17 protein-coding genes, 3 tRNA genes and 1 pseudogene are annotated in these 19,623 nt (G+C 61.0%); 7 read left to right on the forward strand and 14 right to left on the reverse strand.

Features of this window, described 5'->3' with window-relative positions; all coding sequences use genetic code 11:
• Positions 1 to 2: 2 nt before the first annotated feature.
• The 6 genes from AC07W0_RS29480 to AC07W0_RS29505 all read right to left on the reverse strand — a co-directional run bounded on the left by AC07W0_RS29480 (position 3) and on the right by AC07W0_RS29505 (position 3,110).
• Positions 3 to 75 (reverse strand) — tRNA-Val (locus AC07W0_RS29480).
• A 243-nt stretch (positions 76 to 318) separates the two neighbouring features.
• Complete coding sequence (pcaG, locus tag AC07W0_RS29485; protein WP_102618880.1) at positions 319 to 921, reverse strand: protocatechuate 3,4-dioxygenase subunit alpha; 603 nt, start codon at positions 919 to 921, stop codon at positions 319 to 321.
• 12 nt (positions 922 to 933) lie between these two features.
• Positions 934 to 1,653: a protocatechuate 3,4-dioxygenase subunit beta gene (pcaH, locus tag AC07W0_RS29490; RefSeq protein ID WP_017846846.1), complete on the reverse strand. Its 720-nt coding sequence runs from the start codon at positions 1,651 to 1,653 to the stop codon at positions 934 to 936.
• 129 nt (positions 1,654 to 1,782) lie between these two features.
• Complete coding sequence (pcaQ, locus tag AC07W0_RS29495; protein WP_017846845.1) at positions 1,783 to 2,712, reverse strand: pca operon transcription factor PcaQ; 930 nt, start codon at positions 2,710 to 2,712, stop codon at positions 1,783 to 1,785.
• A gap of 226 nt (positions 2,713 to 2,938) precedes the next feature.
• Positions 2,939 to 3,015, reverse strand: a tRNA-Asp gene (locus tag AC07W0_RS29500).
• A 19-nt stretch (positions 3,016 to 3,034) separates the two neighbouring features.
• Positions 3,035 to 3,110 (reverse strand) — tRNA-Val (locus AC07W0_RS29505).
• Positions 3,111 to 3,269: 159 nt separating this feature from the next.
• Here AC07W0_RS29505 and rdgC point away from each other — a divergent pair.
• From rdgC to sugE, 3 genes are all read left to right on the forward strand, one after another.
• On the forward strand, positions 3,270 to 4,190 hold the full coding sequence (rdgC, locus tag AC07W0_RS29510) for a recombination-associated protein RdgC (protein ID WP_017846844.1): 921 nt from the start codon (positions 3,270 to 3,272) through the stop codon (positions 4,188 to 4,190).
• Positions 4,191 to 4,344: 154 nt separating this feature from the next.
• Complete coding sequence (locus tag AC07W0_RS29515) at positions 4,345 to 5,310, forward strand: bile acid:sodium symporter family protein (RefSeq protein ID WP_017846843.1); 966 nt, start codon at positions 4,345 to 4,347, stop codon at positions 5,308 to 5,310.
• 106 nt (positions 5,311 to 5,416) lie between these two features.
• Positions 5,417 to 5,731 carry a quaternary ammonium compound efflux SMR transporter SugE gene (gene sugE / locus AC07W0_RS29520; protein WP_017846842.1) on the forward strand — a complete coding sequence of 105 codons (315 nt, stop codon included), beginning with the start codon at positions 5,417 to 5,419 and terminating at the stop codon, positions 5,729 to 5,731.
• Positions 5,732 to 5,797: 66 nt separating this feature from the next.
• On the opposite strand, the gene AC07W0_RS29525 is transcribed toward sugE, so the two are convergent.
• The 4 genes from AC07W0_RS29525 to AC07W0_RS29540 all read right to left on the reverse strand — a co-directional run bounded on the left by AC07W0_RS29525 (position 5,798) and on the right by AC07W0_RS29540 (position 12,125).
• Positions 5,798 to 7,567: a M91 family zinc metallopeptidase gene (locus tag AC07W0_RS29525; protein WP_102618881.1), complete on the reverse strand. Its 1,770-nt coding sequence runs from the start codon at positions 7,565 to 7,567 to the stop codon at positions 5,798 to 5,800.
• Positions 7,568 to 7,742: 175 nt separating this feature from the next.
• Complete coding sequence (locus AC07W0_RS29530) at positions 7,743 to 9,617, reverse strand: MFS transporter (protein ID WP_102618882.1); 1,875 nt, start codon at positions 9,615 to 9,617, stop codon at positions 7,743 to 7,745.
• Between the two features lie 58 nt (positions 9,618 to 9,675).
• A complete protein-coding gene (locus AC07W0_RS29535) occupies positions 9,676 to 10,824 on the reverse strand; it encodes a TDT family transporter (RefSeq protein ID WP_102618883.1) in 1,149 nt (382 codons plus the stop codon).
• A gap of 107 nt (positions 10,825 to 10,931) precedes the next feature.
• On the reverse strand, positions 10,932 to 12,125 hold the full coding sequence (locus AC07W0_RS29540) for an MFS transporter (RefSeq protein ID WP_017846836.1): 1,194 nt from the start codon (positions 12,123 to 12,125) through the stop codon (positions 10,932 to 10,934).
• Positions 12,126 to 12,216: 91 nt separating this feature from the next.
• Between AC07W0_RS29540 and AC07W0_RS29545 the strand changes: the two genes are divergently transcribed.
• Entirely contained in the window at positions 12,217 to 12,762 is a 546-nt protein-coding gene (locus AC07W0_RS29545; RefSeq protein WP_026140003.1) for a TetR/AcrR family transcriptional regulator, read from the forward strand.
• Positions 12,763 to 12,895: 133 nt separating this feature from the next.
• Here AC07W0_RS29545 and AC07W0_RS29550 read toward each other — a convergent pair whose 3' ends face one another.
• The 4 genes from AC07W0_RS29550 to AC07W0_RS29565 all read right to left on the reverse strand — a co-directional run bounded on the left by AC07W0_RS29550 (position 12,896) and on the right by AC07W0_RS29565 (position 16,072).
• Positions 12,896 to 13,675 carry an ABC transporter permease gene (locus tag AC07W0_RS29550; RefSeq protein ID WP_046384161.1) on the reverse strand — a complete coding sequence of 260 codons (780 nt, stop codon included), beginning with the start codon at positions 13,673 to 13,675 and terminating at the stop codon, positions 12,896 to 12,898.
• Positions 13,672 to 14,604 carry an ABC transporter ATP-binding protein gene (locus AC07W0_RS29555; protein ID WP_017846833.1) on the reverse strand — a complete coding sequence of 311 codons (933 nt, stop codon included), beginning with the start codon at positions 14,602 to 14,604 and terminating at the stop codon, positions 13,672 to 13,674. Before AC07W0_RS29555 ends, AC07W0_RS29550 begins: the two co-directional genes overlap by 4 nt.
• Before the next feature lie 134 nt (positions 14,605 to 14,738).
• The gene (locus AC07W0_RS29560) at positions 14,739 to 15,356 is read right to left on the reverse strand and encodes a glutathione S-transferase family protein (protein ID WP_046491103.1); all 618 of its coding nucleotides are present in this window, start codon (positions 15,354 to 15,356) and stop codon (positions 14,739 to 14,741) included.
• A 56-nt stretch (positions 15,357 to 15,412) separates the two neighbouring features.
• On the reverse strand, positions 15,413 to 16,072 hold the full coding sequence (locus tag AC07W0_RS29565; RefSeq protein ID WP_079443197.1) for a transglutaminase-like domain-containing protein: 660 nt from the start codon (positions 16,070 to 16,072) through the stop codon (positions 15,413 to 15,415).
• 202 nt (positions 16,073 to 16,274) lie between these two features.
• Here AC07W0_RS29565 and AC07W0_RS29570 point away from each other — a divergent pair, with 202 nt between their 5' ends.
• From AC07W0_RS29570 to AC07W0_RS29580, 3 genes and pseudogenes are all read left to right on the forward strand, one after another.
• Positions 16,275 to 18,722, forward strand: coding sequence for an acyl-CoA dehydrogenase (locus AC07W0_RS29570; protein WP_102618884.1), 2,448 nt, complete (start codon positions 16,275 to 16,277; stop codon positions 18,720 to 18,722).
• 74 nt (positions 18,723 to 18,796) lie between these two features.
• Positions 18,797 to 19,204, forward strand: coding sequence for a PA2817 family protein (locus AC07W0_RS29575; protein ID WP_017846829.1), 408 nt, complete (start codon positions 18,797 to 18,799; stop codon positions 19,202 to 19,204).
• Positions 19,205 to 19,372: 168 nt separating this feature from the next.
• Positions 19,373 to 19,612: pseudogene (locus AC07W0_RS29580) on the forward strand (PA2817 family protein); the annotation flags it as partial.
• Between the last annotated feature and the right edge of the window lie 11 nt (positions 19,613 to 19,623).

The following is a 19,623-nucleotide window of genomic DNA, read 5'->3' on the forward strand; positions in this document are numbered from 1 at the left end:
GGTGGGTGATGACGGGATCGAACCGCCGACCCTCTGCTTGTAAGGCAGATGCTCTCCCAGCTGAGCTAATCACCCTTCACTTTCGGTGTGGGCCGCATCATATACGAAAAATCCGCAATGTGTTGATTTAAATGCAATTTATTTTAAATATTTTTCAATGAGCGGCGCGCCCCGGTAAAAACGGGCTTCTTCTGGGCCAAACGCGGCGCTATTGCGTTTACCCGATGGCCCATTATCAGGTCACCCCGCACTGGGCTTTCCAAAGCCCAGACCGCAAAAAGCCCGCTCAATGAGCGGGCTTGCCGTGCCCCACCTCCGTCAGAAGTCGAAGAACACCGTTTCTTCTTCGCCCTGTATGCGGATATCGAAACGATAAGCCAACTTGCCATCAACCGTGCAACGCTTGGCGACCAGCGTCTCCCGACGTTGAGGCTGCTCGATCAGATTCAACACCGGATCGACCGCATTGGCCTGGGCTTCGTCGTCGAAGTACACCCGGGTCTGCAAGTGAATATTGACGCCCCGCGCGAACAGCGAAACATTGACGTGCGGCGCCATCGGCACACCCGCAGCGTTCTTCACGGCGCCCGGCTTGACGGTATGGATCTGCCACTCGCCAGTATCCGTGGTCGCCGTGCGGCCAAAACCGTTGAAGGGCTTTTCCAGGTTGTAGTCGCTGTCGTAAACGCCTTCGTGGTCAGCCTGCCAACATTCCAGGAACGCATCGCGGATCAGGTGACCGTTGCCGTCATAGACATGGCCCAGCAACAGGATGTGCTCCCCCGGCGCACCGGGCTTGGCCATTTCGTTCCAGATTTCCTGCTCGCGGGGCGGGTTGCCTGCCGCCTCCAGCGCCAGGCCGATATGCACGTAAGGACCGGCGGTTTGCGACGGGGTTTCAGGCAGAAGTTCAACGGGCATGGGCGTGCCTCCTCAACGGTTTTCGAAGTGGGTCTTGCGCTGACCGCGCAGAACGATATCAAAGCGATAAGCCAGGCAATCCATGGGATTGGCCATGCTCATATCAAGCCTAGCGATCAGGCTCTGCACCGCATCCGGATTGGCGATCGACTTGACGATCGGGCACATCGGGATGAGCGGGTCACCTTCGAAATACAGCTGGGTGATCAATCGCGTGGCAATCGACGGGCCACTGATGGAGAAGTGAATATGCGCCGGACGCCAGTCGTTGGGACCATTGCGCCACGGATACGGGCCGGGCTTGACCGTGCGGAAACTGTAGTTGCCGTCGCGGTCGGTCAAGGCACGGCCGACGCCGCCGAAGTTAGGGTCGATGGGGGCCAGATAGCTGTCTTTCTTGTGTCGATAGCGACCACCGGCATTGGCTTGCCACATCTCCACCAAGGTATGGGGAATCGGCTTGCCATACTGGTCACAGACCCGACCGGCGACGATGATGCGCTCACCGATGGGCAAGCCCCCGTGGTTGAAGTTCAGCAGCAGATCGTTATCGTGCTGCCCCATCTTCAGGTGGGAAAAGTCCGGGCCGCTGGTTTCCGAGCGGGATAGGGGAATGCTCACCAAGGCTTGACGCGGGGAACGCAGGATCGAGGTTTTGTAGTCAGGCGTCAGGGCTTTGGGGTGCCAATTACGATCACGAATGACGAAACGGCTGTTGTCCGCATCAGACATGTCGGTTTCCTTTTTGTTATGGATGAAAATCAGTGGTGAACGCTGGGTAACCGGCAATCACCGCCCCAGTCTCGCCTGATCAGGCGCCCTCCAACACTGAAAAAACCGACCCTATCCATATCCAAATGGTTATGGATAGCAGCCTTCGCGATATTCCTCGCCCACCTCGCGCAACACCTCCACGCACCATTGAGCCGCCATGGACATCGTCAGCGCGGGATTGCTGCACAGCCCCACAGAACCACCGGGTTCACGAATACCCAACTCCAACTCAAACAGATCACCTCGATTCAGGTCCTGCCTGACTGCATCAAAAGGCGCGACCCAGATCGCCTGACTGCCCTGCACATAACGCCGACTCAAGATCAACGACAGGGTTTCCAGACGCTGGCGCGGCGGGCTGATGCCGTGCTGCACAAACAGGCTGTCGGCGTATTTGCGGATCGTCGTTCCCGCCAGCGGCAACACCAGCGGATAATTTTCGATATGTTCATGCGCCTGCGGGTCAGCCAATAGCGGATGGCCGTTACGCACCACCAGGGTCATGGATTCGCTGTACAGATGCTCGAACATCAGCCCCAGGATCTGCGGGCTATCGGTCATGCGTCCGACCACCAGGTCCAACTCCCCTACACGCAATTGCGACAACAGGTACGCGCTCGGCCCGGTTACCACGCTCACGACCAACGCGGGATGTCGGGCATGCAAACGACAGACGACCTCGGGCACCAGCAAACTTTCCACGGTGGACAGCACGCCGAGCCTGGCGGTGAAGGGTTCGTGCTCGCCGGCACGCAGGCTGTTCACCCCTTCTCGCAGCGCTTGTACGCTCGGCCCGGCATAACGCAAAAAAGCCACTCCGGCTTCAGTCAACGCCGCGCCACTTTTGCTGCGCACGAATAAAGTGGCGGTCAGCAGGGTTTCGAGCTCTTTGAGGGTCTTGGACAGCGCCGGCTGGCTGATCGCCAATTTTTCCGAGGCGCGCGCCAGACTGCCCTGGCGCGCCACTTCGAGAAAGCACACCAGATGGCGGAATTTGATGCGGGTATCGATATTCACCGTATGTTGCCGCCTTCGAGGTGTCCCCTGCCGCGCGTGAAAAAGCGCGAGAAGTAAGCTGGTTCGGAAGATTGCCCGCGAAAGTGTACCGCCGATCGATCTCTCCACACAGCGAACGCAGGTTGGGCGGCGTCGCCAGGGCGCCGAATCCCGGGCACAAAAAAGCCCGCTCGATGAGCGGGCTTTCTGTGGTGACCTGGCGTTCAGCGTTCCAGGTTACCGAATATGGCGCAGCGGACGGGACTCGAACCCGCGACCCCCGGCGTGACAGGCCGGTATTCTAACCGACTGAACTACCGCTGCGCGTAACACTTGAAGCGAATGGTGGGTGATGACGGGATCGAACCGCCGACCCTCTGCTTGTAAGGCAGATGCTCTCCCAGCTGAGCTAATCACCCTTCGTTTCGGTGTGGCGCGCATTCTACGGAGCGACCCAAGGTCTGGCAAGCACTTTCTTAAATCTTTTTTTTCAGCCCTTCCAATGGCTTAGGCAGGGTTGGCCTCAGCCGCTATCAAGACAATAATGCCCCCCTTTGTATAAAGGAGAGACTCACCCCATGTGGTTCAAGAACCTGCTTATCTATCGCCTGACCCAAGATCTGCCTGTTGATGCCGAGGCGTTGGAAACTGCAATGGCCACCAAACTGGCGCGCCCTTGTGCAAGCCAGGAGTTGACCACTTACGGTTTCGTCGCGCCTTTCGGTAAAGGCGAAGACGCTCCCCTGGTTCACGTCAGCGGTGACTTCCTGCTGATCGCTGCGCGCAAGGAAGAACGCATCCTGCCGGGTAGCGTGGTGCGTGACGCCGTGAAAGAGAAGGTCGAAGAGATCGAAGCCGAGCAAATGCGCAAGGTCTATAAAAAGGAACGGGACCAGATCAAGGATGAAATCATCCAGGCCTTCCTGCCGCGCGCGTTTATCCGTCGTTCGTCGACCTTCGCCGCGATCGCGCCGAAACAGGGCCTGATCCTGGTCAACTCGGCCAGCCCGAAACGCGCCGAAGACCTGCTGTCGACCCTGCGTGAAGTGATCGGCACCCTGCCGGTGCGCCCACTCACCGTGAAAACCGCGCCAACCGCGGTCATGACCGACTGGGTCACCACCCAGAAACCGGCCGATGACTTCTTCGTCCTCGACGAATGCGAACTGCGCGACACCCACGAAGACGGCGGCATCGTGCGCTGCAAGCGCCAGGACCTGACCAGCGAAGAAATCCAGCTGCACCTGAGCACCGGCAAAGTGGTGACCCAACTGTCGCTGGCCTGGCAGGACAAGCTGTCCTTCATGCTCGACGACAAGATGACCGTCAAGCGCCTGAAGTTCGAAGACCTGCTGCAGGACCAGGCCGAACAGGACGGTGGCGACGAAGCCCTGGGCCAACTGGACGCCAGCTTTACCCTGATGATGCTGACCTTCGGCGAATTCCTGCCGGCGCTGATCGAAGCACTGGGCGGCGAAGAGACCCCACAGGGTATCTAAGCGCACTATCGCCTTACTGTAGGAGCGAGCTTGCTCGCGAAAAACCTGAGCGCGCCGCGTGCATTCAAAATGCCCGCGTCATCGTTGACGATTTTCGCGAACAAGCTCGCTCCTACAATGGTTTTTCCGTACACCTAATAATAAGGACTTCCCCATGCGCGCACTCGCCGCCTTGAGTCGCTTCGTCGGCAATACCTTCGCCTACTGGGTGTTGATCTTTGCCGTGCTGGCCTTCGTCGAACCCGGCTGGTTCATCGGCTTGAAAAGCGCCATCGTCCCGCTGCTGGGCCTGGTGATGTTCGGCATGGGGCTGACCCTCAAACTCGAAGACTTCGCCGAAGTCGCCCGCCATCCGTGGCGCGTGGCCCTGGGCGTGGTCGCGCACTTTGTGATCATGCCGGGCGTGGCCTGGTTGCTGTGCCGGGCCTTCAACCTACCGCCCGAAATCGCCGTCGGCGTGATCCTCGTCGGCTGCTGCCCAAGCGGCACCTCGTCCAACGTGATGACCTGGCTGGCCCGTGGCGACCTGGCGTTGTCGGTGGCGATCGCCGCCGTCACCACCCTCCTCGCGCCACTGCTGACCCCGGCGCTGATCTGGCTGCTGGCTTCGGCCTGGCTGCCGGTGTCGTTCATGGAATTATTCTGGTCGATCCTGCAAGTGGTGCTGTTGCCGATCGTGCTTGGCGTGGTGGCGCAACGTGTGCTCGGCGAGCGGGTCCGCCATGCGGTGGAGGTGCTGCCGCTGGTATCGGTGGTGAGCATCGTGATCATCGTCGCCGCCGTGGTGGCCGCCAGCCAGGCCAAGATCGCCGAGTCGGGCCTGCTGATCATGGCCGTGGTGATGCTGCACAACAGCTTCGGTTACGTGCTGGGCTATTTCACCGGCCGCCTGTTCAAGCTGCCGTTGGCGCAACGCAAGTCGCTGGCATTGGAAGTGGGCATGCAGAACTCCGGGCTGGGTGCCGCGCTGGCCAGCGCGCATTTTTCGCCGCTGGCCGCGGTGCCGAGTGCGCTGTTCAGCGTCTGGCACAATATTTCCGGAGCGCTGCTGTCGACGTACTTCCGCCGCATGAGCGAAAAGGAAGACCGCCGCACCCTGGAAGCCACTGCAAAAACTTGATCGTTCGATCAATCTTCGGCACTCTACCGAACGCCGCGGGGACGACCCCGCGACGCTATCGCGTACACATCAGGGGACGACCCCGCTTTTATAGAGGGAGGTCATCATGTCCTGGATCATTCTGGTTTTCGCCGGGCTGTTCGAAGTCGGCTGGGCCGTCGGCTTGAAATACACCGACGGCTTCAGCAAGCCGCTGCCCACCGCCCTGACGATTGCCGCCATGGCCATCAGCCTCGGCCTGTTGGGGCTGGCCATGAAGGAATTGCCGCTGGGCACCGCCTACGCCATCTGGACCGGTGTGGGTGCAGTGGGCACGGTGATCGCCGGGATTATCCTGTTCGGGGAATCCATGGCGCTGTTCCGGTTGGCCAGTGTGGCGTTGATCATCGCCGGGTTGGTGGGGCTCAAGATCAGCGCGTAGCCTCTGCCGGCACGCAGTCTCGCCCCCACCTACATAATTACCCCCGCAGCAACGATCGACGCATGGTTACGTATAGCGTTGGCGTAATGGCAAACCAAGCTCGTAGAGCAGCGCGTTTTCGGTGAAGGGCCAGACGTTGGAGGTGGAGGCCGGCAGATTCGGGTCGAATTTATAGGGGGCGTGGCTGGTGAAGAGTCCGACCGCCTGGCGCTCAAAATTATCCTCGTACACCGGCATGAACCGGGGTCGGCCATTTGAGTCGTAGCCCACCATTTTGGTGCCTGAAAAAGTCGTACCTGTCAGCGCAGAGCCTTCACCAAAATTGATCGCATGGGCGAGCTCATGTTGCAGAACAACGATCGGAGGCCGTTGGTCCCCCGGAACAATGAAGTTAGGTTGATACGTCAGGACCGGATCTGTTGCAGGTATGCCCGCAACGCCGTCTTTGACAAAACCGTCGCCATAATCAGCACGGCGGCCTTCATCGCTGCGCGTAACTCCGAGACCTGGATCACTGTAGTCATAGAAACTACCATCGGCCCCTTGTCGGATCTTGACAGGCGCTTCAAGCGAATCGATTTTTGCAAGCACCCTCTGCCCCACCGGCGAGCCTCTGAGAAACTCAAGGTCATCATTTACACGCTGGCGGAACTCCGGGCTGCCTTCGACTTTGATCCCGCGATGACCGACGTCAAGGGGGGCGACTTCCCGAAAGCCTGACTGGGAACGGAGCTGGCTCAGATCGTCGACCCCTCGCCGTCCGAAGACACGATCATTTTCATTGGTTGTCTGGACAGTATCCCGCCCCCTCCCGGTATAAATAGTATTGCTGTCTCCCCCGACGATATGGTCATCGCCCGGTCCGCCATGCAGAATGTTGTGCCCCCTTCCGCCATAAATCAGATCGTTATCCTCCCCGCCATCCACGTAGTTGGTTTTGGTATCTGGCCCTCCGCCTGCACGCAATTCATCGCTGCCTTTGCCACCGTAAATCACAGCATTGCCACTGCCCCCGGTGATAAAGTCATTTCCATCATTACCTTCGGCGTAGCTTTCACCGCTGCCCAGGTTAATCACGTCAGAACCCTCCCCGCCAAACACATTCGTCTTGCCCGACCCGGCGTAAACCGTATCGTTACCCGCGCCGGCATAGATAAACGTTTCCCGACTCCCCCCGTAACCGATGCTGACGCCATCATTCCCCCCGCCGGTTTCGACCACAACGCCCTGTTTGATTGCGGGATTTTCATGATGTTGAATGTCGTAGGATTTCCCATTGATCTGCGCGAGGAGCCCACCGTCCCGGCTTTCTTCGATATGGATAGAATCATCACCATTGCCGGTTTTGATGCGAAGGGTCTCATGGTTCCGTTGTGCTCGAGACGAGGTGCCACGTTCGCGAGTAATGCTGACATTGCCATCATGGTATCCCCGACTCGGGTCGACCTTGGTCGGCGCAGACGGTGATGAAGGGCTGCCAAAATCAATACTGCCTTGCTGGCCCTCGGCCTTGGCGCGAACCTGTTCACGACTGGGCGCGCTCTGGAAGTATGAATCGGCCGGCGCAGCATCAGATTGCCTTGCACGCCGCTGGAGATCGGAGTCACTGCCATAAGTCACCGGGCCAGCCTCGACTGAACCGATCTCCACCCTGGATGGCCCATGAGTATTGTTGTACATAAACGGCACATTGGCAGTGATCGGAGCCGCATGCGCGGCCTGTCTGACGGGATCACTCGCCGCGCGATAGGCCGAGTTGGCTTTTTGATCTTCGCCGGAGTAAGCCAGCTGCGGCTGCGGTGAAGCAGCAGAAGCAGAAGTAGAAGTTGAGTCCATCGTTAGCTCCCGTCATACGCAGAGGAAGACGATAACTCTGTGGCGTGCTGACCGAAAACGTTCCTCCAATAGAGTGAAAAATTACCGGACTGGGCATGAAGGAGCCGCGTCACGCCGGAACATCCTGGCGCCACACCGCTCGCCAGCAGCACGCATGCCGAGTAAACCCGGCTCGCTACTTCACCGCCCCCCGCAGCTCCCCGACCAAACCCTGCAAGTGCGACGGTGTCGCTGCCTGCGCCGTTACCGGCTGGCCGACCACCAGTGTCACGCGCGACCAAATGCGATGAAAGAAGCCCTTGTTAGGGTCGCGGCTGAAAAAACTCCCCCACAAGCCCTGCAACGCCAATGGAATCACCGGCACCGGCGTTTCTTCCAGAATGCGCGTCACACCACCGCGGAACTCGTTCATCTCGCCGTCACTGGTCAACTTGCCTTCCGGGAAGATGCACACCAACTCGCCGTTCTTCAGGTACTGCGCAATTCGTGTGAAGGCTTTTTCGTAGATCTGGATGTCTTCATTACGCCCGGCAATCGGAATCGTCCCGGCGGTGCGAAAGATGAAGTTGAGCACCGGCAAGCGGTAGATCTTGTAGTACATGACAAAGCGAATCGGCCGACGCACCGCACCACCAATCAACAGCGCATCGACGAACGAGACGTGGTTGCACACCAGCAAGGCCGCGCCTTCGTCCGGGATCAGTTCCAGGTTGCGATGCTCGACGCGGTACATGGAATGGCTGAGCAGCCAGATCATGAAACGCATGGTGAACTCGGGGACGATCTTGAAGATGTAGGCGTTGACCGCCACGTTGAGCAGCGACACCACCAGGAACAGCTCGGGGATCGACAGCTTGGCCACGCTCAGCAGCAGGATCGACACAATCGCCGAGACCACCATGAACAGCGCGTTGAGGATGTTGTTGGCGGCGATCACCCGCGCCCGTTCGTTCTCGGCGGTGCGCGACTGGATCAGTGCATACAACGGCACGATATAGAAACCGCCGAACACACCCAGGCCGAGGATATCGAACAACACCCACCAGGCCTGGCCGTACCCGAGCACCGCCAGCCAGTCGTTGGCCTGCACGTTCTGCGGCATGCCGCCGGAATGCCACCACAGCAGCAGGCCGAACACCGTCAGGCCGAAGGAGCCAAACGGCACCAGGCCGATTTCCACTTTACGCCCGGAGAGTTTTTCGCAGAGCATCGAGCCCAGCGCGATGCCCACCGAGAACACCGTGAGGATCAGGGTCACCACGGTTTCGTCGCCGTACAACCACTCCTTGGCGTAGGCCGGGATCTGCGTCAGGTAGATCGCGCCGACAAACCAGAACCACGAGTTGCCGACGATCGAGCGCGACACCGCCGGGGTCTGCCCCAGGCCCAGGCGCAAGGTGGCCCAGGACTGGCTGAAGATGTTCCAGTCCAGCCGCAGTTGCGGCGAAGACGCCGCCGCCCGCGGAATGCCGCGGCTGGCCAGGTAACCCAGCAGCGCTACACCGACAATCGCCACCGCCACCACCGGCGCGTAATGGGCGGACGACATCATGATCCCGGCGCCGATGGTGCCGGCGAGGATCGCCAGGAACGTGCCCATTTCCACCAGGCCGTTGCCGCCCACCAGCTCATCCTCGCGCAGGGCCTGAGGCATGATCGAGTACTTCACCGGGCCAAACAGCGCGGAATGGGTGCCCATGGCAAACAACGCCAGCAGCATCAGTTGCAGATGATTGAACAAAAAGCCGGTGGCGCCGACGGCCATGATCACGATCTCGCCGACCTTGATCGCACGGATCAGCGCGTCCTTGTTGAATTTCTCGCCAAACTGCCCGGCCAACGCCGAGAACAGAAAGAACGGCAGGATAAACAACAAGGCGCACAGGTTGACCCAGATGGCGCGGTCACCGTCGATGGCCAACTTGTAGAGAATCGCCAGGATCAGCGATTGCTTGAAGATGTTGTCATTGAAGGCACCCAGCAACTGGGTAATGAAGAACGGCAGAAAGCGCCGTGTGCGCAGCAAGGTGAATTGTGAGGGGTGGCTCATCGTCCGTGTTCCTGCGTGGCCTGGTTTTTTTTCAGGCCACGACTTTACCTAATCCCGCTTACTTATTCCCTAATCCTGCAATACACGGCGAAACAAAAAGCTCACCTTTATAGGCCCCCTGCACGGTGCGCTTGGCGACGACCAGCCACATCAGCGCCAACGCCAGCACCAGCACGCCGCCCACTACGCTGAAGAACCCCAGGTGCAACACATTCGCCAGCTTCAACGTGGCCAGGGCGTAGACCCCCAACGGAAAGGTGAAGCCCCACCAGCCCAGGTTGAACGGGATACCGGCGCGCAGGTAACGCAGGGTGATCAGCACCGCGATCAGCATCCACCACAAACCGAAGCCCCACAGGGTAATACCCGCTACCAGGCCCAGACCGTTGGCAATTTCACCGACAGTGGGCAGGCCATTGGCGGCAAAGATCGCCGGCGCATCGCCGCCCAGTAGCAGCATACCGAGGGCGCCGGTGCCGATCGGGCCAAGTGCCAGCCAGCTCGACGCGGCCATGTTGGCGTGGGGCAGCTTATGCAGGGCCATGCGCAGCATCAGGATGGTCAGAATGCTGAACGCCACCGGCAGGGAAAATGCCCACAGCACGTAGCTGGTCACCAGCATCACCAGTTGCCCGTGGGCATCCGCCAGGTGCGTCGCCAACAAGCCACCGCTGGCGGCGGCGACTTCGGCGGCGACCACCGGCAACAGCCAGACGGCGGTCATCTGGTCGATGCTGTGTTCCTGGCGCGTGAACATCATGAACGGAATCAGCACACCGCAGGCCACTGCCATCGCCACGTCCAGCCACCACAGCGCTTCGGCCAGCGGCACCACGCCAGCGCCCCAGCGCGGCAGGCCGAACAGCAGCAAACCGTTGAGCAGCGTAGCCAGGCCCATGGGAATGGTGCCGAAGAACATCGACACCGTGGAGTGCCCGAAGATCCGTCGCGCTTCGTCGAAAAACATCACCCAGCGCGCCGCATACAAGGCGCTGAACAGGATGAACAGGCCGATGGTGAACAGCCACAGCCCTTCGGCGATGGCGTACATGCCGGGCAGATTGACTGGCAGTTGTGCCAGCGCCAGCGCCAACACCCCGGTGCCCATGGTGGCGGCAAACCAGTTCGGGGTGAACTGGCGGATCACTTCCCGCGGACGGGCCAGGTGGCTGAAGGGTTTGTAGTTCAGGGTGGTCGAGCAGGTCATGATGGTAATCCTCTTCCTCGTAGGAGGTTGGGGCCATGGTAGAACCTGAGCGCATATCTATATAACGGGTAATATCTCTAACTGTTATCTATTTTACCAATATAGCGTCAGGCGCTGCCCTTGCACCCGACCCGCAATGCATCCTGGCGCAGCAACCCGGCCAGGGCGCCGAGGGTCAGCATGATCAGCACGACACCATAGCCGTCGGTGGTGGCGATGAGGCCAAAACTGCGGATCAGATTGCCCGCCAGCAAAGACGGCAGGCAGAACGCCAGGTAGCTCAGCACGTAAAACGCCGACATCAACCCCGCCCGCTCATGGGGCAAGGCCAGCGGCACCACACTGCGCAAGGCCCCGAGAAAGCCCGCGCCAAAACCACTGCCGGCGATCAACGTGGCGATGAAAAACAGCGGCAGGCTGGCGCTGTGGACCGCCACGAGGATCAGTGCCACGCCAACGGCCAGCAGGCTGGCGCCCAACCGCAGGACCTTGTGGGCCGGGCGATTGCGCAGGCTGAAAATCATCAGCGCGCCGCTCAAGGTCAACACCGCGACCAGGCCGCCACCGATCAGGTTGGAGGTCGAGCCGGTCGCCGCCCGCACCAGCGACGGCGCCAGGGACAGATAGAAGCCGCCCATGGCCCACACCGCCACGTCCACCGGCAACGACAGCCACAACGCCCGGCGCGCTTGCGGCGGCACGTGCAGGGTCGGGCGCAATGACGCCAGCGCGCCGGGGATGCGGCTGACGGTTTCCGGTAAACGCCACACATACATGGCCTGCCCGAGCATCAGCGCGAGCAGTGTCCAGTAGATCAACTGGGTGGGCAGCGGCGCGAATTCCACCAGCAGGCTGCTGCCCATCGCGCCACAAGCCATGCCCAGCAAGGGCGCGACGCTATTGACCAGCGGCCCCTGTTGGCGGTCGGTGTCGAGCAGGGCCGCGCCCAATACCGCGGTGGCCATGCCGGTGGCGAAACCCTGCAGCGTCCGTGCGGCGATCAGCCAGGCCACGCCGCTCTCATTGATAAACAGCAGCATCGCCAGCATATTCAGGGCCAGTGCGGCAAAAATCACCGGCTTGCGCCCCAGGTGATCCGACAGCGAACCCACGGTCAACAGCGCCGCCAGCAAGCTCAAGGCGTAGACCCCGAAGACCAGTGTGAGCATGCCCGAGGAAAAATGCAGGCCCTCCTGGTACAGGTGATACAACGGCGTCGGCGCGCTGGAGGCCGCCAGGAACGTCAGCAAGGTGATCGCCAGGAACACCAGGCTGGAACGATGAGAAGTGAGGCTGGACATGGGCACGCTCCGCTAAAGCTAATATTTTGCTTTTGTCGAGTGTGCTACTGCTCGCCGCTTAAAGCAAATTCTTTGTGTTAAGGTCACAGGCATGGCGATAAAAGAAGGCCTCCGCCCGGGGGGCCGTAGTGCCCGGGTACAAGAATCCGTCCATTCGGCGGTGCGCGAACTGCTGGAAACCCATGAGCGGTCCAGCGTCACCGTACCGATGATCGCGGCGCGCGCGGGCGTCACGCCGTCGACCATCTACCGCCGCTGGGGCGACCTCTCGGTGTTGCTCGCCGATGTGGCCCTGGCGCGCATGCGCCCGGACAGCGAGCCGGCCAACACCGGCAGCCTGCGCGGCGACCTGCGGGCGTGGGCCGAGCAATACCTGGATGAGATGAGTTCGGAGCCGGGGCGCAACATGATGCGCGATGTGCAATCCAGCCAGACGCCAGGGTATTGCGTGAGCATCCTGAGCGGGCAGCTTCAAACGATCGTCGAGCGCTACCCGAACGCCACGCCGCCACCGCCGAGCGCGGACCGCCTGATCAACCTGCTGGCGGCGCCGACGGTGTTTCGCATTCTGTTCTCCACCGCGCCGCTGGCGGTGGATGAGCTGCACGCGCTGATCGAGTTGGCGCTGCAAGGGTAAAGACGCTATTCAGAAACCAATGTGGGAGCGGGCTTGCTCGCGATTGCACTAGGTCAGTCGCTGTATCGCTGACTGATCCACGGCTATCGCAAGCAAGCCCACTCCCACATTTTTTACGGCGTGCAATCCGGCGTTATGTCCGCATCCCACGCCCGCTCACCAGCAACCGCGCGCAACCGATGTACAACACCGCAGTGGCCACGACCATGAAGGTGATCGCCACGCTGATCCGGATATCCGACACGCCCAGGATGCCGTAGCGGAAGGCGTTGACCATGTGCAGCACCGGGTTGGCCAGCGACACGGTCTGCCAGAACGGCGGCAGCAAGGTGATGGAGTAGAACACCCCGCCCAGGTAGGTCAGCGGCGTCAGCACGAAGGTCGGGATGATCGAAATGTCATCGAAGTTGCGGGCAAACACCGCGTTGATGAAGCCCAGCAGCGAGAAGATCGTCGCCGTCAGCACCACCACCACCAGGGTGATGCCGAGGTGATGCACTTGCAGTTGGGTGAAGAACAGCGACAACAAGGTCACGATCACGCCGACCATCAAGCCACGCAGCACGCCGCCCAAGGTGTAGCCGATCAGAATGGTGTGCGGCGACACCGGCGACACCATCAGTTCTTCGATGGAGCGCTGGAACTTGCTGCCGAAGAAACTCGACACCACGTTGCCGTAGGAGTTGGTGATCACCGACATCATGATCAGGCCCGGCACGATGTACTCCATGTAGGTGAAACCGCCCATGCCACCGATCTGCCGGCCGATCAGGTTACCGAAGATCACGAAGTACAGGACCATGGTGATCGCCGGCGGCAGCAGGGTCTGCGGCCAGATCCGGGTAAAGCGTTTCACTTCGCGGTAGACGATGGTTTGCAGGGCGATGAGGTTGGGTTGCAGTTCAGCATTCATACCGCCACCTTCGCCAGGTTTTTTTCCACCAGGGACACGAACAACTCCTCAAGGCGATTGGTTTTGTTACGCAGGCTCAGCACTTCGATGTGCTGGGTCGCCAATTGGCCGAACAGCGCGGTGATGCCCATGGCTTTATCCACCTGGACTTCCAGGGTACGGCTGTCCACCAGGCGGCATGGATAGCCGAGCAATTGCGGCGGCGCCGACCGTTCGGTCTTCAGGTCGAGCAGGAAGGTTTCCACATGCAACTGGCCCAGCAGGTTGCGCATGCTGGTGTTCTCGACAATGGTGCCGTGGTCGATGATGCCGATGTTGCGGCACAGTTGCTCAGCCTCTTCCAGGTAATGGGTGGTGAGGATGATGGTGATGCCTTTCTGGTTCAGCTCGGTGAGGAAGGTCCACATCGAGCGACGCAGTTCAATGTCCACCCCCGCGGTGGGCTCATCGAGGATCAGCAGGCGCGGTTCGTGAACCAGCGCGCGGGCGATCATCAAGCGTCGCTTCATGCCGCCGGAGAGCGAACGCGAAGGCACGTCGCGCTTGTCCCACAGGCCCAGTTGGGTCAGGTACTGCTCGGCGCGTTCCTTGGCGACTTTCGACGGGATGCCGTAGTAGCCGGCCTGGGTCACGACGATGTCGAAGGTCTTTTCGAACTGGTTGAAGTTGAATTCCTGGGGCACCACGCCGATGCAACGCTTGAGCGCCGCCGGGGATTTGTCCAAGTCATGGCCGAAGATATTCACCGTGCCGCTGGTCTTGTTGACCAGGGTCGAGAGAATGCCAATGGTGGTGGATTTGCCGGCGCCATTGGGGCCGAGCAAGGCGAAGAAATCACCTTCGGCAACGTCCAGATCGATACCACTCAGGGCCTGGAAACCGTTGCCGTAGGTTTTGGTTAGCTGCCGGATGGACAGAGCGGAACTCATAGCGGAATACGCACCAAAGAAGGGAATAGGGACAATAGATGAGGGCACACCGCGCATCGTTCAACGGCGGCGCATGACAAACATGGTGCTTGCCCGCGCCGCACAAGTACAGTCACCTGTATTAATAGTCAGTATCAGGTCAACGCGGTCATCACCGCTTTGCGGTACGCCGGGCGCTGTTGCAGGCGTTGGTACCAAGCCTCCAGGTGGGGCATGGCCGGGCGTTCTATGGGCATTTCAAACCAGGCGTAAACAAAGCAGCCCAAGGGGATATCGCCCATGCCGATGGCGTCGCCCGACAGGTAGGGCTGTTCGGTGAGCGCCTTCTCCACGGTGCCGAGTGCATCGATGCAGGCCTGGCGCCCGGCGTTGATGCTGTCCCAGTTCTGTTTTTCCGCCGGGGTGCGTACCACGCCCCAGAACACCGCCTTGAACGGCTCGGCGAGGGTCGAGGTGGTCCAGTCCATCCATTTTTCGGCACTGGCCCGCGCCTTCACGTCGCTTGGGTACCAGTTCGACGCCTGCTTGGCGCAGAGGTAACGCACGATGGTGTTGGATTCCCACAGCACGAAGTCGCCGTCTTCGATCATCGGCACCCGGCCGTTCGGGTTCAATGCGCGGTATTGCGGCGTGTCCACCACGCCAAACGCCCCGCCCGCATCGATGGCCTCATAGTCCAGGCCGAGTTCCTCGGCGCACCACAGGACTTTCCTGACGTTCGATGAATTTTTACGCCCCCAGATCTTCAGCATGACCGCGCCTTATTGTTGATGAACATGGCTTGATGAACGCAGCAGCATACGCCGGTTCACGGGCGGCTTAAATCGTCCTGCATGTCACCCAGCACGCTCGGCATCTGCTCGCCAAACAGGTGCGGGTAACATTTCTCCAGGTGGGCAAAGAAGAAATCTTCGGGCACATCCGCAAATTGCCCATGGTCCACCAGGTACTCCATCGAGCGCTTGCCCTGGCGATTGAAGGCGTGGAACACACTGTCGTTGATCCCATCGAACGCCAGCGGCGGCACATCGAACAGCTCGCACAATTGCTGGTTGAACGCCGGCGTGGCTTTGACCCAGCGCCCGTTCAGGTACAACTCGGTATAACCGTGCATGGCGAACACATCGCTTTTGAGCAGCGCGATCAGGCGTGGCGTCGACAGGTGATTGCGCACATCCGCCAGGCCGATGCGCGCCGCAATCCCGCAGTGCCGCGCGCAGGCGGCGAGCAAAGTGGCCTTGGGCACGCAGTAGCTCTGGCCGGCAGCCAGGGCGAAGCTGGCGTTCAGGGTGTTGGGGTCGCGGCTGAAGGTATAGGGGTTGTAGCGCACCGCCTCACGCACGGCGTAATAAAGACTGACTGCCTGGTCACCTGAATCCGCGCTGGAACCGCGATGTTTTTCGGCGAACTCCACCACCGCAGGGTGGTCACTATCGATGAAGCGGCTGGGATTCAGGTACGTTTCCATGGGTTTGATCTCCGGGGGAAGCCTGGAGTCTAACGACAGGTCCGCCACTGCGATAACGACGATTCGGCCAAATGTCGGCGCCTGGTGATCGGTGATCCCAAGGTGCTTCCAGTACAACTCGCCACACCCTGATCACCGCGCTTTCTCGGATGCCGACTAAGCTCAACGGTGGTTTCGCCCCTGGTTTCACGGAGGATTGAATATGTTGTTGTTGTGGATACTGGTTCTGGTGGTCGGCATTGCCTACCTGGCACACCGCCGCACCGCGCCCCTGCCCGCCCTGGGCGTGGTCGCCGTTTACCTGCTGGCGATGGGCGCCTGGAGCCACGCACCAGGTTGGCTGCTGCTGATCTGCTGGGTGTTGATTGCCATCGTGGCCGCGCCGCTGCTGCTGCCCGACCTGCGCCGCGAATACGTCACCAAGCCGCTGTTCAGTTGGTTTCAGAAGGTCTTGCCGCCAATGTCCGAGACCGAGCGCGATGCCATCGACGCCGGCACCGTCTGGTGGGACGGCGAGCTGTTCAGCGGCCGCCCCGACTGGAACACGTTGCTCGCCTACCCCAAGGCACGCCTGACCGAAGAAGAGCAGGCGTTCATCGATGGGCCGACCGAAGAACTGTGCGCGATGGTCAGCGACTGGCAAATCGGCCAGGCCATGGACCTGCCGCCCGCCGCCTGGGAACACATCAAGACCCATGGTTTCTTCGCCCTGATCATTCCCAAGGAGTACGGCGGCAAAGGCTTCTCCGCCTATGCCCACTCCCAGGTGGCGATGAAACTCGCGACCCGCAGCGGCGACCTGGCGTCCACCGTGATGGTCCCCAACTCCCTCGGCCCGGCCGAGCTGCTGCTGCATTACGGCACCGATGAACAGCGCAACCACTACCTGCCGCGCCTGGCCCGTGGCGACGATATTCCCTGCTTCGCCCTGACCGGCCCGCTGGCCGGCTCCGACGCTGGCGCCATGCCCGACACCGGAGTGATCTGCAAAGGTCAATGGCAAGGCGAGGAAACCCTCGGCCTGCGCCTGAACTGGGAAAAACGCTACATCACCCTGGGCCCGGTCGCGACCCTGCTCGGCCTGGCGTTCAAGGCACATGACCCGGACCACTTGCTGGGCGAAGAAGAAGACCTGGGCATCAGCCTCGCGTTGATTCCCACCGATACGCCAGGCGTTGACATCGGTCGTCGTCACCTGCCGCTGGGCGCCGCGTTCATGAACGGGCCCAACTCCGGCAAGGACGTGTTCATCCCCCTGGACTACCTGATCGGTGGCCAGGACATGCTCGGCAAAGGCTGGATGATGCTGATGAACTGCCTGTCGGTGGGCCGCTCGATTTCCCTGCCGGCGGTCGGCACCGGCGCAGCCAAGTTCACCAGCCTGGTGACCGGCCAATACGCCCAGGTACGCGAGCAGTTCAACGTGCCGCTGGCGGCCTTCGAAGGTATCCAGGAAGCCCTCGCCCGCATCGGCGGCAACGCCTGGCTGATGGACAGCGCGCGCATGCTCACCGCCAACGCGGTGGACCTCGGCGAAAAACCCTCGGTGCTGTCGGCGATCCTCAAGTACCACCTGACCGAGCGCGGCCGCGAATGCATCAGCCACGCCATGGATGTCCACGGCGGCAAGGGCATCATCATGGGCCCGAACAACTACCTGGGCCGCAGTTGGCAAGGCGCGCCGATCTTCATCACGGTGGAGGGCGCGAATATCCTGTCGCGCAACCTGATGATCTTTGGCCAGGGCGCGATCCGTTGCCACCCCTTCGTACTCAAGGAAATGGCCCTGGCCGGCCGCGAAGACCACGACCAGGCGCTCAAGGAATTCGATGGCCTGCTGATGCAGCACATCGGCTTTGCCGTGAGCAACGCCGCCAGCACCCTGGTGCTCAACCTGGGTCTCGGCCACTTCGAAAAAGCCCCCGGCAACCGCTTGAGCCAGGCTTACTTCCGTGCGCTGAACCGCCAGGCTGCGGCGTTCGCCCTGCTCGCCGACCTGAGCATGATGCTGCTGGGCGGCGAGTTGAAACGCCGCGAACGCCTGTCGGCACGCCTGGGCGATGTGCTGAGCCATATGTACCTGGCTTCGGCGGCGCTCAAGCGTTATCACGACCTGGATTCGCCGGACCACCTGGAACCGCTGTTCACCTGGGCCATGGAAGAAAGCCTGGGCGAAGCCGAACGCGCGCTGGATGAACTGCTGAGCAACTTCCCGAACAAGCTGCTCGGTTGCCTGCTGCGGGTCATCGTGTTCCCGTTCGGCCGTCGCCATACCGGCCCGTCCGATGCGCTGGATGCCGAAGTGGCCGCGGTGATCGGTCGCGCCAAGGGTGATCCGACCCTCGAAGAACTGCTGGCCGGCTGCTACCGCCCGCAATCGGCGCAAGACCCGGTGGGCGCCCTGCAACATGCCTGCGACCTGCTCGCCGCCAGCCATCCGCTGCAGAAAAAACTGCATGCGGCGCTCAAAAGCGGCCAGGTCAAACCGGCTGCCGGCGAACCGGCCATCGACGCCGCACTGCACGCCGGGGTGCTGCAACCGGCCGAGGCGCAAACCCTGCGTGAAGCCGAAGCGGCACGGCGCAAGGTGATCGACGTGGATGATTTCAGCAAGGAAGAACTGGCCCAGGCCGCGGGTAAAGTCCGCTGATCCCCCAGGCCATATAATTACGGGCGCTTGAGCTATATACTCTCGCGCCCGTTTTTGCTTTGAGGACTTATCTCGTGTCCAACGTCGTTGCTGATCATCTCGTCTTGCTCGACCACCTGCGCAGCATCCTGGTTGCCGTCGGCGAAGCCGAACAGGTGCCCGAGGAAAGCCACCTGCTGTTCCTGGAGCGTTTCGATGAACTGCGCGCCCTGCTGCCAATCGATCCGATCGAGAGCCAGTACCTGGGCCAGGACATGATGAGCCAGGTCATCCTGCGTTACCCGCAAATCGCCCATCTGGTGCCACGCGACCTGCTGTGGTTCTTCGGCGGCGATTGCCTGCACTTCATGCCCGACGAAGAACTGGACCTGTACCAGGCCCTGGAAGAGCGTCGCTTTGAAGCCGAACAGAACGACGAACCGTTCGACTGGAACCAGGAAAAACAGCTGCTGGCGATGCCGCAGGACCAGAGCAAGCACTGATCATTCAATGTGGGAGGGGGCTTGCCCCCGATGGCGGTGTGTCAGCCAATACATGCATGACTGATCCACCGCTATCGGGGGCAAGCCCCCTCCCACACTACCGTCGGCTCGGTAGCCATGCACGCCACCAGATAATCAATGAACACCCGCACCTTCGGCGGCAGGTAGCTGGGCCAGGACATGATGAGCCAGGTCATCCTGCGTTACCCGCAAATCGCCCATCTGGTGCCACGCGACCTGCTGTGGTTCTTCGGCGGCGATTGCCTGCACTTCATGCCCGACGAAGAACTGGACCTGTACCAGGCCCTGGAAGAGCGTCGCTTTGAAGCCGAACAGAACGATGAACCGTTCGACTGGAACCAGGAAAAACAGCTGCTGGCGATGCCGCAGGACCAGAGCAAGCACTGATCATTCAATGT

It is taken from the genome of Pseudomonas sp. GW704-F2 (assembly GCF_059423025.1).

Bases quoted from the DNA above. Each gene is read 5' to 3' on its own strand.
- pcaG (WP_102618880.1), bottom strand. From the start codon at position 921: ATGCCCGTTGAACTTCTGCCTGAAACCCCGTCGCAAACCGCCGGTCCT.
- pcaH (WP_017846846.1), bottom strand. From the start codon at position 1,653: ATGTCTGATGCGGACAACAGCCGTTTCGTCATTCGTGATCGTAATTGG.
- rdgC (WP_017846844.1), top strand. From the start codon at position 3,270: ATGTGGTTCAAGAACCTGCTTATCTATCGCCTGACCCAAGATCTGCCT.
- AC07W0_RS29515 (WP_017846843.1), top strand. From the start codon at position 4,345: ATGCGCGCACTCGCCGCCTTGAGTCGCTTCGTCGGCAATACCTTCGCC.
- sugE (WP_017846842.1), top strand. From the start codon at position 5,417: ATGTCCTGGATCATTCTGGTTTTCGCCGGGCTGTTCGAAGTCGGCTGG.
- AC07W0_RS29525 (WP_102618881.1), bottom strand. From the start codon at position 7,567: ATGGACTCAACTTCTACTTCTGCTTCTGCTGCTTCACCGCAGCCGCAG.
- AC07W0_RS29530 (WP_102618882.1), bottom strand. From the start codon at position 9,617: ATGAGCCACCCCTCACAATTCACCTTGCTGCGCACACGGCGCTTTCTG.
- AC07W0_RS29535 (WP_102618883.1), bottom strand. From the start codon at position 10,824: ATGACCTGCTCGACCACCCTGAACTACAAACCCTTCAGCCACCTGGCC.
- AC07W0_RS29540 (WP_017846836.1), bottom strand. From the start codon at position 12,125: ATGTCCAGCCTCACTTCTCATCGTTCCAGCCTGGTGTTCCTGGCGATC.
- AC07W0_RS29545 (WP_026140003.1), top strand. From the start codon at position 12,217: ATGGCGATAAAAGAAGGCCTCCGCCCGGGGGGCCGTAGTGCCCGGGTA.
- AC07W0_RS29550 (WP_046384161.1), bottom strand. From the start codon at position 13,675: ATGAATGCTGAACTGCAACCCAACCTCATCGCCCTGCAAACCATCGTC.
- AC07W0_RS29555 (WP_017846833.1), bottom strand. From the start codon at position 14,604: ATGAGTTCCGCTCTGTCCATCCGGCAGCTAACCAAAACCTACGGCAAC.
- AC07W0_RS29560 (WP_046491103.1), bottom strand. From the start codon at position 15,356: ATGCTGAAGATCTGGGGGCGTAAAAATTCATCGAACGTCAGGAAAGTC.
- AC07W0_RS29565 (WP_079443197.1), bottom strand. From the start codon at position 16,072: ATGGAAACGTACCTGAATCCCAGCCGCTTCATCGATAGTGACCACCCT.
- AC07W0_RS29570 (WP_102618884.1), top strand. From the start codon at position 16,275: ATGTTGTTGTTGTGGATACTGGTTCTGGTGGTCGGCATTGCCTACCTG.